At 31.2% G+C, this 13756-nt stretch carries 12 protein-coding genes; 1 reads left to right on the top strand and 11 read right to left on the bottom strand.

Annotated features, from left to right (window positions below; all coding sequences use genetic code 11):
* Positions 1-64 precede the first annotated feature (64 nt).
* The 3 genes from recG to D2A34_RS07875 form a co-directional block, all read right to left on the bottom strand.
* Positions 65-2098 carry an ATP-dependent DNA helicase RecG gene (gene recG / locus D2A34_RS07885; protein WP_119366261.1) on the bottom strand — a complete coding sequence of 678 codons (2034 nt, stop codon included), beginning with the start codon at positions 2096-2098 and terminating at the stop codon, positions 65-67.
* A gap of 771 nt (positions 2099-2869) precedes the next feature.
* Positions 2870-4513: a DAK2 domain-containing protein gene (locus D2A34_RS07880; protein WP_119366260.1), complete on the bottom strand. Its 1644-nt coding sequence runs from the start codon at positions 4511-4513 to the stop codon at positions 2870-2872.
* A gap of 13 nt (positions 4514-4526) precedes the next feature.
* On the bottom strand, positions 4527-4877 hold the full coding sequence (locus D2A34_RS07875; protein WP_079438328.1) for an Asp23/Gls24 family envelope stress response protein: 351 nt from the start codon (positions 4875-4877) through the stop codon (positions 4527-4529).
* 267 nt (positions 4878-5144) lie between these two features.
* On the opposite strand from D2A34_RS07875, the gene rpmB reads away from it, so the two are divergent.
* Positions 5145-5336 (top strand): 50S ribosomal protein L28, encoded by a 192-nt coding sequence (rpmB, locus tag D2A34_RS07870; protein WP_079438329.1) that lies wholly within the window; start codon positions 5145-5147, stop codon positions 5334-5336.
* Positions 5337-5743: 407 nt separating this feature from the next.
* Here rpmB and D2A34_RS07865 read toward each other — a convergent pair whose 3' ends face one another.
* The 8 genes from D2A34_RS07865 to D2A34_RS07830 form a co-directional block, all read right to left on the bottom strand.
* Positions 5744-6379 (bottom strand): thiamine diphosphokinase, encoded by a 636-nt coding sequence (locus D2A34_RS07865; RefSeq protein ID WP_119366259.1) that lies wholly within the window; start codon positions 6377-6379, stop codon positions 5744-5746.
* A 1-nt stretch (position 6380) separates the two neighbouring features.
* Positions 6381-7028 carry a ribulose-phosphate 3-epimerase gene (gene rpe, locus D2A34_RS07860; protein WP_119366258.1) on the bottom strand — a complete coding sequence of 216 codons (648 nt, stop codon included), beginning with the start codon at positions 7026-7028 and terminating at the stop codon, positions 6381-6383.
* Positions 7022-7894 (bottom strand): ribosome small subunit-dependent GTPase A, encoded by an 873-nt coding sequence (gene rsgA, locus D2A34_RS07855; protein WP_079438332.1) that lies wholly within the window; start codon positions 7892-7894, stop codon positions 7022-7024. Before rsgA ends, rpe begins: the two co-directional genes overlap by 7 nt.
* 136 nt (positions 7895-8030) lie before the next feature.
* Positions 8031-9944, bottom strand: a complete 1914-nt coding sequence (pknB, locus tag D2A34_RS07850) for a Stk1 family PASTA domain-containing Ser/Thr kinase (RefSeq protein ID WP_119366257.1) — start codon at positions 9942-9944, stop codon at positions 8031-8033.
* A 1-nt stretch (position 9945) separates the two neighbouring features.
* Positions 9946-10665: a Stp1/IreP family PP2C-type Ser/Thr phosphatase gene (locus D2A34_RS07845; RefSeq protein ID WP_119366256.1), complete on the bottom strand. Its 720-nt coding sequence runs from the start codon at positions 10663-10665 to the stop codon at positions 9946-9948.
* Positions 10659-11711 (bottom strand): dual-specificity RNA methyltransferase RlmN, encoded by a 1053-nt coding sequence (gene rlmN / locus D2A34_RS07840; RefSeq protein ID WP_079438335.1) that lies wholly within the window; start codon positions 11709-11711, stop codon positions 10659-10661. Before rlmN ends, D2A34_RS07845 begins: the two co-directional genes overlap by 7 nt.
* Positions 11712-11725: 14 nt before the next feature.
* The gene (gene rsmB, locus D2A34_RS07835) at positions 11726-13042 is read right to left on the bottom strand and encodes a 16S rRNA (cytosine(967)-C(5))-methyltransferase RsmB (protein ID WP_079438336.1); all 1317 of its coding nucleotides are present in this window, start codon (positions 13040-13042) and stop codon (positions 11726-11728) included.
* A 12-nt stretch (positions 13043-13054) separates the two neighbouring features.
* Entirely contained in the window at positions 13055-13747 is a 693-nt protein-coding gene (locus tag D2A34_RS07830; protein WP_079438337.1) for a zinc metallopeptidase, read from the bottom strand.
* Between the last annotated feature and the right edge of the window lie 9 nt (positions 13748-13756).

Raw genomic sequence — 13756 nt, 5'->3', positions numbered from 1 at the left:
ACTGCGTGCTTTTTTCAAATGTGTATATTTAATATATTAACACATCTATGCATAATATTTCAAATTAATTAAAACAAATATATTTACTGCTCTTTTCGAGATTTTTACTAAGTTCATTTACTATTTCTTTGTTAGCATCATATTCATTCTGTAAAATATTACTTGCTTCTAGCTTTGCACATCGCAAAATTTTTATGTCATCATAAAGATTCGCTAACACAAACCCTTCATCGCCACTTTGTTTTTTACCAAACATTTCACCTGCACCTCTAAGTTCTAAATCTTTCTCTGATATTAAGAACCCATCACTACATTCTGTCATTATCTGCATTCTCTTTTTAGTTACATTACTCTTAGCTTTAGCTATAAGTATGCAATAAGATGAATACTGTCCCCTTCCCACTCTTCCTCTTAATTGATGGAGTTGTGAAAGCCCAAACCTTTCTGCATTTTCTATTATCATTACAGACGCATTTGGAACATTTACGCCCACTTCAATTACGGTTGTTGAAATTAAAACATTAACCTCGTTATTTTTAAACCTTTTAATTATATCATCTTTTTCTATCCCCTTCATTTTTCCATGAAGGATTTCAACTTTTAAATTTCTAAAAATTCCATTTGTAAGATTATTGTATACTGTTTCTACCGATTTTAATTCTTCCTTATCATCTTCTTCAATAAGAGGACAAACAATATATACTTGTCTCCCCTTCTTTATTTCATCATCTGCCAGATCATAAGCTATATCTCTTTTATCCTCTAAATAAAATCTTGTATCTATCTTTTTCCTTCCCGGTGGTAACTCATCAATTATAGATACATCTAAATCCGAATAAAGATATAAAGCTAAAGTTCTTGGAATTGGAGTAGCTGTCATAACCAGGCAATCTGCCCTTTTACCTTTATTTATAAGCTTAGTTCTTTGCTCAACACCAAATCTATGCTGCTCATCAGTAACTATTAAGCCTAACTTACCAAATTCTACATCATCTTGAAAAAGTGCATGAGTACCTATTACCAACATAGGCTCTAGAGTTCTAATCTTCTCCTTAATCCTTTGCTTTTCTTTCGTAGAAGTTGAACCTGTTAATATTTCTACGTCTATATCAAATTCATTAAAAACTTTTTTAGCTTCTTCAAAGTGCTGATTTGCAAGAATTTCTGTTGGAGCCATAAATGCACACTGGTAACCATTTTTAATTACATTAAAAATAGCTATTAATGCTATTATGGTTTTACCACTTCCAACATCCCCTTGAATCAATCTATTCATAGAAAAATCCGATTTTTGATCTCTTAAAATTTCACGTATAACTCTTGTTTGAGCATTAGTTAGCGGGAATGGCAATTTTTCTTTAAACGCCGTGAGTTCATCTACCCATTCAAAAAATATTCCATTCTTATTTTTCTTAATCTTATATTTTAAAAGTAGTAGTTTTAATGAATATGTAAATAATTCTTGAAATTTCAATCTGGTTACGGCTTTATCTAACATTTCACGATTATCAGGAAAATGTATACTTCTTATTGCATCATTTAATGAAATCAAAGAATATTTATCTAATATCTTTTGTGGTAGATTTTCTTTAACATCCATATTTGATAAAATTTCATTTACTAATTTTTCAAGTAATTTACTACTCAAATCACCTTTTAAAGGATATTTAGGTATGATTTCACTAGACAGAGCTTCTTCACAGGTAATCACTGGATTTACTATCTCTAAAGTATTCCCTATTCTTTTGAATTTACCCATCAAATTATATACTTGACCTATTTTAAAAGAGTTCCTTATATATCTCTGATTAAACCATTTTCCAGATACTTTGTATCCACCATAATTAAAGTCTATGGTTGTTAGCAGTTTTCCTGTTCTAGTCTTAATATCACTCCTAAACTTTACAACTTCACACTTTAAAATTTGTTTATCTTCACCTGTTATATTTTCAAATTCTGCATTACTATCTACAAATTCATAATCTCTTGGAAAATACAATAATATATCTAGTACGTTAAAAATTCCACATTTATTTAATTTCTCAGTAGCCTTAGGACCTACCCCCTTTAATGCAGAAATACTACTATATATATCCACTCATCTTCCTCCTTCCAAAATAAAAATCTCATTTAAAACAACTTCAATACTCAATGTAAAGGTATTGTGAAGCATCCGAAATATGAAAATACTTGTATTAAGAGGTTATTTACAGTTTACTTCTAAGCAACCGAAATGGAATATATGTGTTTGCTTCGGTTCTTAGAAGATTTTACTGGGTGATTCTAAGAACATAAGTTGCATCCAAAGTGCTTGCTTCAAAGACTACGCTTTTGAACAAGCACATTTGGAACAACTTATATTCTAAGAATCACTACCAGCAAAATCTCCTTATGAACACTGCGCAAAAACATATATTCCATTTCTTTGTTTAATAGTAAGCTTAAATAGCTATATATTTATACAAGTATTTATATATTTCTCTGATTATAATACCTTTAATGAATGAATATTCAAGACTTTTCATACAGTTTATATATTTATAATACAATACTCATATATTCTTTGATATGTATATGTAAAATACTTAAAGTGATAGCAAAACAAAGAAATAGAAGACATATATGTGAAGCAGGCATTGAAAAATAAGCTGCTGGAATATCTTAATTGAAAGTTGTTCCACTTTTGCTTATCATGCGCTTGCCGCAGGAGCATGCAGAAGTGGTGCAACTTTTAATTTAGATATTCCCAGCGAGATTTTTCATAGTCCTGAGGAACATATATGTCTTCTATTTCGGTTGTTCTCGCTTCACTTTAAGTTCTTCACAATACCTTTACATTATGCATTTATAAATTGTATTGTTACTTAATTTACTCTACCGACATTAAGAAATAATAAAGAGGTTGATTTCCTTTATAGAACTGAATGTCTAACTCTTCATATTTTTCTCCTAATTCATCTTCAAACACTTTAGCTTCTTCATCACTTACTTCTTCACCATAATATACCGTAATTAGTTCACTTTCATCATCTATCATATCATTCAGAACTTTGCCAGCAACATCTTTCTTATCTTCGCCTACTTCTTTTATCTTGCCTTCAACAAGTCCTAACATATTTCCTTCTTTAATAGCTATTCCATCAATTTCAGTATCACGAACTGCATAAGTAACTGAGCCCGTTTTAACTTCTTGAATAGTATTTTTTAAATTATTAAAATTCTCCTGAACTTCAGAGTCACAATTAAACATAGTCGCACATGCTATCCCTTGAGGAATAGTTGTAGTAGGTACAACCAATATATCTTTATCAGATATTTCCGCTGCTTGATTGGCAGCCATAATTATATTCTTATTGTTCGGCATAATAAAAATATGCTTAGAGTTTATTTTATCAATAGCATCTAAAAAATCTTGAGTAGATGGATTCATTGTTTGACCACCTTCAATAACATAATCAATCCCTAAATCTTTGAAAATATTTGATATTCCATCGCCCATTGCAACTGTTATGAACCCATATTTCTTTTCTTCTTCAACATTCTCATATCCATTATCAATACTATTTGCTTCTTTATCTTTTGCATTAATTAAAAGTTCCCTGTGTTCTTCTCTCATATTATCAATTTTAATTTTTGATAATTCTCCTAAAGCTACTGCTTTTGATAGTACTAATCCTGGATCATTTGTATGTATATGAACTTTGATAACATCATCATATCCAACAACAATCATTGAATCACCAAGATTCTCTATTTCACGTTGGAAATCCTTTGCACCTTTAGCATCTCCAAGTATTATAAACTCTGTGCAATATCCAAACTTAATATCTATTTCCTCTGTAGCTTCAGCAAGTGTATTATTTGATGAACCTACTGTTATATCTTTCAATTCTGCTTTTATTCCATTTTTTAAAGCTTCAAACATACCTAGTAGTATAATATAAAGCCCCATTCCACCAGAATCAACAACTTTAGCTTTCTTTAATGCTGGTAATAGCTCAGGAGTTCTATCTAGCATTTCTTTTGCTTTTACTGTTACTTCTTCCATAAATGCCACTATATCTTTTTTATCAGATGATATTGCCGCCTCTGACGCTGCCCTTATAACTGAAAGTATAGTTCCCTCTGTTGGTCTCATTACTGCTTTATATGCCGATTTAGATCCTTCAAAGAAACCAATAGCAAACTCTGTAGCATCTACTTCTTTCTTTCCCTCTAAGCCTTTAGAAATACCTCTAAGTATTTGAGAAAGTATAACACCAGAATTCCCTCTAGCTCCCATCAATGCTCCCTTTGCCAGCTTTTTAGACATTTCACCTATGGAATCAGTCTCCATATTTTCTATTTCTTTTACCGCTGCTTTAAATGTCATAGACATATTAGTACCAGTATCTCCATCAGGAACTGGAAAGACATTAAGTGCATTCACAAAGTCACATTGTTCCAGCAATTTATTGCTGGCATTAACAACCATGTTATAAAAATCACGGCCATTGATTTTTGTATATTCCATTCAGTTTAACCTCCTAAACTCTTACCGCTTGCACATTTACTGTTATAGACGATACCTTAAGGCCGGTATAGTTTTCAACACTATATCGAACTTTTTGAATTATATTATTTGATATAACAGATATCTTTGTTCCATATTCAACCATAACAAATAATTCTATTTGTAACTTATTTTCACCTGTTAATTGTATCTTTACACCTTTACTAAAGTTTTCTATACCTATAAGCTCCCAAAAACCCTCACTAGCATTTTTAGAAACCATCCCCACTACTCCATAGCATTCCATTGTAGATAATCCAACAATCTTAGCTAGAACTTCCTCTGAATAATTTATATCACCAATTTCATTTGAAAATCCAACCATCCATATTCCTCCTAAAATCTTATATCTCATCTTATATTCTATATTAGAACAATATTTTATTCAAGTAAGAACATTTTACATTAAAAAAATACGAAGTACAATTAATAACTTAAATAAAAAAACATATGTTTTTCTTTCTTAAACTCTTAATTAATATTTTTTAACTAATAACTAATAATTTATCTTGCCTATTATATTTTCCTATGATATAATTTACACTGTCCTATTGAAGATGATTATCTTTGGAATATAAGGAGGTGTTTTCTAATGGCAAGAAGATGCGAAATTTGTGATAAAGGTGTTATAGCTGGAGTAAGCTATAGTCATTCACATCGTCAATCAAAGAGAACTTGGGCTCCTAACATAAAGAAAGTAAAAGCTTTAGTTAACGGAACACCAAAAACTGTTCATGTATGTACAAGATGCCTTAGATCTGGAAAGGTTCAAAGAGCAATATAGTTCATAATAAAGAATGCAATTGTTATCCCAATTGCATTTTTTATTTTTAGCTACAAAAAATAATAAACCATTATATTTGCATAAAATATGCGTTATATCTTGGTTTATTATTTTTTTAATTATGACTTAGAGCTATTTAGACATCACAAAAATAGCCGAAGATGTCTTATGTACTCTATTTTTTTCTAAAAAACTTTATTATATTAGATAAAAATTTTGGTAATTTAAAAGCTATTATTTTCATTATATAGTCCTCCCAATCATTAATAAAATAAAACAAATATATTAAAATTAATTTCGCCTTATTATATTAATATTCAGTTACACACTAAAATGTTCCAATTTTTAAACATTTTCAGAAAATAACTTTAATAATGGTACCAATATTAATTTTTATCATATTATATTTAGTCAATAGAATGTAGAATTAACAATTCTCCCTCTTCATAACTAATATCTATTGGAGTATCAACAAACTCGTTGCATATAGCTCTCGGATCTAACAAACTCATAGTATAGCCATTCAAACTATATTTAGCACCACTAATATTAAAGTTAACTACCTTATCACTTAATGCATGAAAAGAAATATTCTCTCCACACTTTCCAAGTAACCTCATATTATTTTCTCCAAGATAAATCCTGTTATTATCATCAATTATTTCTATCGCTACGCCCTTCTTTTTAGCATTTAAAAGAAGACCTATATTCCCTAACGCATGATCCATTCTAGACCCAAGCGCTCCAAATAAGTATATTTTAGTAGCACCTCTCCTAACAGCCTCAATTACAGCTATTTCTGTATCAGTGTAATCTTTCTCTGGGGGAAATTCTAAAACCTCTTTAACCTGCAATCTTATATTATCTAAAATTTCTTTTTTAGCCGAATCAAAATCTCCCAAAAGCAAATCTGGTACAATTTTATAATTATAAAGACATTCACTTCCCTTGTCAGCTGCTATTATCAAATCAATATCCTTTAAATATTCTCTTAATAATTTTTCTGAGGGCGGATTCCCACCACTTACGATTACTACATTCAACTTATTCACCCCTTAAGGCTCTTATATTATCACTAATTTCTCCTCCATTAAATACAGCAGAACCAGCAACAATTACGTTTGCACCAGCTTCTATAACCTCTCTTACATTAGTCTTATCTACTCCTCCATCTACCTCTATCAAAAGTGATGGGTTAACCTTATTACTTAATTCCTTTATTTCTTTAATTTTATCAAGGCAGTATGGTATAAATTTTTGTCCTCCAAATCCTGGATTCACAGACATTATTAAAACCATATCTAAGTTCGGTATTAAATCTTTTAACACACTTGTTGGCGTTCCTGGATTCAATGAAATAGCTGCTTTCTTTCCTTTAGATTTAATATAGTTAATTGTTCTATCTATGTGTCTATCTGCTTCATAATGAACTGTAATTATATCAGCTCCTGCTTCTATAAAATCATCTATGTAATTACCTGGGTTATTTATCATTAAGTGTACATCAAATATTTTATCTGTTCTATTCCTTATTGATTTTATCACTGGAAATCCGAAAGATATATTTGGAACAAAAGATCCATCCATCACATCTATATGAATAAAATCTGCTCCTCCATTATCTATCCTTTCTATATCTTCTCCTAATTTTGAAAAATCCGCCGATAATATCGATGGTGCAATCTTTACCATTTATTTTTTTCCTCCTCCATTATTTCCTCTAAAGTTTTTATATAAAAATCATATCTATATCGATTAATTGTTTCATTCTCCACTGCTTCTTTTACTGCGCAGTTTGGCTCTTTAAAATGTAGACATCCCCTAAATTTACAATTATCATTATACTCTGTAAACTCAGGAAAACAATATTTCAAGGAGTTCTTATCCATTAAATCTTTAATTTCTAGTGTTGAGAATCCAGGTGTATCTACAATATATCCATCTGCTACTTCAATAAGTTCGCTGTGCCTTGTGGTATGCTTACCTCTTCCAATTTTCTCACTAACTTTGCCTGTTTCCATATGCTCTTTGTTAGACAGCTTATTAATTAAGGTTGATTTTCCAGCTCCAGACGGTCCACAGAAAACTGTTGTATTTCCCTTAATCTTTTCTACTAATCTCTCTATTCCAACTCCAGCCTTGGCATTTATATAAAGAACCTCGTAACCTATGTCATTTATTCTCTTCTTAATCTCTTCACGCTCTTCTTCAGATACTAAATCAATTTTATTTAAGCAAACTATAACTTCAATATCATTATACTCGCATAAAATTAAAAACTTATTTAATAAGTCAAAGTTTATATCTGGATTTTTAACAGCAAAAACAATAAACGCAAGGGAAACATTTGCTACTGTTGGTCTAACTAATGTAGACTTTCTCTCGTGTATTTCTTCTATAACTCCTTTTCCATGTTCCATTTGAATTGTAACATTATCTCCCACCATAGGTTTTATATCTTTATGTCTGAACTTCCCTCTAGCCTTACATTCTATCAAACCTTCTTCGGTCTTAATGTAGTAAAATCCCCCTATGCCTTTTATTATCTTTCCATTCATACTTTTCCTCCATAACTTTATAATTTATACTATTATCTATATATAATTAATTCTATCCTAAAAATCCTTAATTAGTAACTAAATATATTATAAAAGGGGAGGTTTTTTTTATCAACCTCCCCTTTTATTTTTTTAACTAATGATTTTGGTTTGACGTTTTATTTGGTGTTGTATTGTTTTGATTGGTAGTTACATCATCCCATGGTCCTGTTGGAGTTGTTCCTGTAGTCGGAGCTGTTCCTCCTGGGCCTGGAGTAGTTCCTGGGGTCTTATCTGGTGTAGTAGTTTCACCTGGCTTAGTATTTCCTGGTGTAGGTGTAGTTGGCTCTTGTTTAGCAACATACTTTCCAATTGTAATTGTAACCGAAGTACCTTGCTCTACCTTACTTCCTTCAATAGATTGAGCTAATACTATGCCATTTTCACTTTCATTTTGAGTCTCTTGTGTAACTATAGCTACTTTTAATTTAGCATCTTCCAATTTACCTTTTGCTGCATCAGTATCTAATCCCTTTACGCTAGGTACTGTTGTAAGCTTAATTTCCGGTCCTTTACTAACAACTACTGTAATCTTATCATCTGTTGTAATTTCAGTATCTTTCTTCGGACTTTGGCTTATTATCTGTCCTTTTGGAACATTATCACTAAATGACTCACTTTGATCACTAATCTTAAGACCTAAAGAATTCAAAATAGTCTTAGCTGCGTCTATATCGTAGTATTGTACATCTGGCATTTTAAGCTTTGTTGCCCCTCCACTTACAATAACTCTGACCTCGCTATTTTCCTTAACCATGCTTCCCGCTTCTTTATTCATCTTAATAACTGTTCCTTGAGGCTCATCGCTAGCTTCTGTTGCGCCTTCAACTAAAACCAACTTCACCGCTTCAAGCTCCTTCTTTGCATCATCTAAACTCTTTCCTACAACGTTAGGCACTTGAACTTCCTTAGTGCTAGGTGCAGAAGAACTAAACATCTTAAATGCTGTTACTCCCATGCCTACTAATATACAAAGCAAAACTGCACCAATTATTATCTTCATTATTCTGCCTTTATTTATTCCGCCTACTTTTTCATCATCGTCTTCATAATAATAATCATCATCTTCGTCATCATATTCATCATCTTTTTTCTGTTTATTAGTCGATTCATCTTGCTTTGGAATATGACTTGTTACAGCTGACATTATTATTGTGTGGTCATTATCCTCTTCTTTATCTATCTTAGCATTCGGATCATCTTTAATTTTCTGAAGATCCGCGATCATTTCTTTAGCACTTTCATATCTTTTAACAGGATCTTTTTGCATTGATTTTAGGATTAACTGATTTAAACTATCAGGTACTTTGGAATTAAGATTTTTAGGTGGCACAACCTCTTCTTGAAGATGTTTTAACGCTATAGTTACAGCGCTATCTGCTTGAAATGGAAGTGTTCCTGTAACCATTTCGTATAACACAACTCCTAAAGAATATAAATCAGTCCTGCAATCAATAAAACTTCCTTTGGCTTGTTCTGGAGAAAGATAATGAGCTGATCCCATTATTGTACTAGTATTAGTAATAGTTTCAGAAGTTGTAGATTTTGCTATTCCAAAATCAGTTACTTTCATTACTCCATCTTCTGTCACTAAAATATTCTGTGGCTTTACATCTCTATGAATTATATTATTTCTATGAGCACAATCTAAAGCTTTAGCTATCTGAATAGCAACTGATATTGCTGTCTCATAATTCATCTTACCAACTTGCTTTATAATATCCTTCAAAGTTTTTCCCTTAACATATTCCATTACAATGTAATTTATGTCATCCTGAGTTCCTACATCAAGAATATTTACTATATTGTTGTCAGATAAAGTTGCTATGGCAGTCGCTTCCCCTTTGAACTTTTCCACAATGTCAGGATTGTTGCAAAATTCTTTTTTAAGTACTTTAACCGCAACAAACCTATTCAATTTGTTACACCTTGCTTTAAATACTTCTGACATACCACCTTCCCCTATTTTTTCTAACAACTCGTATCTGTTTCCAAGTACAATTCCATCCATACTACATATCTCCTCCAAACAACAATACTGTTATATTATCCCTGCCACCTTTTTCTTTTGCCAAATATACTAATCTGTTAGCCATATTTACATAGTTCTCTTCTTCGATGACAACTTGTAGAATTTCTTCCTTAGTTAGTTCATTAGTCAATCCATCTGAACATAATATAAATAAATCACATTCACTATTTTCCATTTCAAATACATCTACACTTACACTATCGCTGGTTCCCAATGCTCTAGTAATGATATTCTTCTTAGGATGATTTTCTGCCTCTTTTTCGCTTATGCTTCCAATATCGACCAATTCCTGTACCAGGGAATGATCCTTAGTTATCTTTCTAATATGATTATTTTTTATTGCAAAACAGCAACTATCACCTACATTCGCAACATGAATGAAATCTTTAGTCATAAAACAAGCTGTAACTGTTGTACCCATCCCACTTAGTTTTTCATTAGTATTAGAAAAATTAAATATATCTCTGTTAACTTTTTCTATAGCTTCTACAATTAATTCGTCAACATTAGTCGAAGAATATTTTTCATCTATATAATTAACAATTCTCTTTGCAGCCATTTCGCTGGCAACTTCTCCTGCGTTATGTCCACCCATTCCATCTGCTACTACATATATTTTAAATTCATCCTTTTCTAAATACGAAGCAAAATCTTCATTTAATGTACGTTTTAATCCCACATCACTAACTAAGCCTACCATTTCATTCTCCCCTCTATTTTTTGGGTCTTTATGTAACTTCTTCTAAGTTGTCCACATGCTGCATTGATGTCACTTCCCATTTCACGTCTTATAGTAACTTCTATCCCATGACTTTTTAATATTTCTGAAAAATCATCAATAGTTTTCTTTGAAGATCTTTTAAATGTATTTTCTTTAATTTCATTAACAGGTATTAAATTCACATGACAAAGCATTCCTTTTAACAATTTTCCAAGTGCCTTTGCATCTTCCCTGCCATCATTTACATCTTTTACTAATGCATATTCAAATGTAATTCTTCTATTTGTCTTACTAATATAATATTTGCAAGACTTCATTATTTCTTCAATGCTGTATTTATTGGCTATAGGCATAATTTCTTTTCTCTTTTCATCACTAAATGCGTGTAATGAAATCGCAAGAGTTATACTTAGCTTTTTATCGGCTAATTCATATATCTTTGGAACAAGCCCGCAAGTAGACAATGTTATGTGTCTCTGTCCTATATTTAAGCCATAATCTGCCGAAACTAACTCTAGAAATTTTATAACATTATCGTAATTATCAAGGGGCTCTCCACTTCCCATAAGCACTATATTTGATATTCTCTCATTAATATAATTTTGCACCACTAAAACCTGTGCCAATATTTCAGCCGTTGTTAAATTTCTAACTCTACCTTCAATAGTTGATGCGCAAAACTTGCAACCCATTGCACATCCTATTTGAGTTGATATGCATATGGAGTTGCCATGTTTATATCTCATAAGTACTGATTCTATTAAATTCCCATCTTCAAACCCTAATAAAAACTTTTCCGTTCCATCAATATCAGACTTATAGACCTCAATTATAGTTGGTAAACTAATTGTAAAATTCTCTTTTAACTTTGATATTAATGGTTTGGGAATATTTTTCATATTATCGAATTCATTAATTCCCTTATAAACCCAAGATAATATTTGTGTACTCCTAAATGCACTCTCATTGTTTTCCTTCATCCAGGTTTTTAGTTCTTCTAAAGTATAATCTAGTAAATTATTCATTTATTCACCTACTATTACTTTTTTTCTAATTTTGCCACAAAAAAGCCATCCATATTTTCATTCGGCAGAATAGTTAAAGAACCATCTCTATTATATACTAAGTTATCTTGCTTACCGATAAAGATTTTTTTCACGCTGCAATCTTTATGTCTACTAACAAACCACTCAATATTCTCTTCATTTTCTTCTTTGTTTAATGTACAAGTTGAATATATCATTATTCCATCTTCCTTTAGATACATCCATGCGCTTTCCATTATATCTCTTTGAACTTTTATAACTTCTCTCAAATCATTTCTTGTTTTATTCCATTTTATTTCTGGTTTCTTTCTTATAATTCCAAGTCCCGAACAAGGAACATCTATTAAAATTCTATCACTAGATGCTATTAAATCTGGATTTAATTTAGTTGCATCACTTGTATTAACTTCAACATTTGTTATGCCTAATCTCTCGCAGTTTTCTTTTATTAATCCAAGCTTAGACTCATGAAGATCATACGCTAATACTTTTCCTGTATTCTGAAGTATTTCAGCTATATGAGTAGTTTTTCCACCTGGCGCACTACACAAATCTAAAACTGTCATTCCTTCTTCTAATTCTAATAAAGGTGCTATAATCATTGCACTTTCATCTTGAACTGTAATCTTTCCTTCTTGGAATAAAGGATTATTTTCTATTGATTTACCACCTTTTATGCAAATCGCTTCCGGACAAATAGAGCCTTCTTCAACTTCATATTCAAGTTCTTCTAACTTTTCAAAAACGTCATCGTAATCTGCTTTGATTTCATTTACTCTAACACTTACCTGTGGAATTGAATTCAATCCTGACATTATCTTCTTTGATAGATTTTCTCCATATTGTTTGATTAGAAGTCTTATCATCCAAGGTTCAAACGAAAATTTATATGCATACTCGTCAATCTTATTCCCTTCAACTTCTATATCATCTGGATTCTTAGTGAAATTTCTTAGTATCCCATTTACTAATTTTGAGTCATTTTCCGAAATTTCTTTCGCCTCTTCTACTGCCTCATTACACGCAGCATAACTTGGTATTTTATCTAAGAAATTCATTTGATATATCGCTACTCTTAATATATTTAAAATATCCTTATTCATTAGTTTAATGTCTTTTACAAAGTTAGAAATTATAATATCAAGAGTCTTTTTTCTTCTTAAAACTCCATATACAATTTCAGTAAGTAGAGCCTTATCTTTATCGCTAAGTTCAACTTCATTTAATTCTTTTGATAGTATTATATTAGAATATGCTCCTTCGTTAAGTACTCTACCTAATATTTTTACTGCTAATTTTCTACAATTCATATGCTACCTCATCTATTCATCTCTACTGTTGCTTATCGCAATCAGCCTTATTAATTGTGATACTGCCATTAATGTTGCTGCTACATAAGTCATAGCCGCCGCATTTAAAACCTTTTGTGCTTTCTTTGTTTCGTCTCCATATAGGATTCCTCTTGATTTTAATATATTTAATGCTCTTGTGGATGCATCAAATTCAACTGGTAATGTTATTAATTGAAAGATCACTACACCCGAAAATAATAATATTCCTAAAGTAGTCAAACCTTTAAATCCTAAAAACATTCCTGCTAAGAATAGTATCCAAGAAAGGCTTGAGCCAACATTTACAACGGGAACTATAGAATTTCTTACAACCAATGGTGTATATTTTTCTTTATGCTGAATTGCATGCCCAACTTCATGAGCTGCTATTCCTGCTGAAGATATTGTTCCACCTGCATATACATCTGGCGATAACCTTAATACCCTGTTTGCTGGGTCATAATGATCACCAAGTTTAGTATTTACAACTTCTATTCTAATATCAAAAAGCCCTGCTTCATCTAACATCATTCTAGCTATTTGCTGTCCCGTATAACCATTCATTGTTCTTACTTCACTATATTTGTTATAGGTACTGCTAATTTTTGTCTGCGCCCAGAATGAGATTATTATAGCTGGAATTAATAATATCATAGTTGGATCAAAAAACGGATAAAAATGCATTAATACATC

Source organism: Clostridium chromiireducens, from assembly GCF_003575225.1.
GTDB lineage: Bacteria > Bacillota > Clostridia > Clostridiales > Clostridiaceae > Clostridium > Clostridium chromiireducens.
The sequence above is the reverse complement of the archived record's forward strand: the minus strand, read 5'-3'. Positions and strand labels throughout refer to the sequence as shown.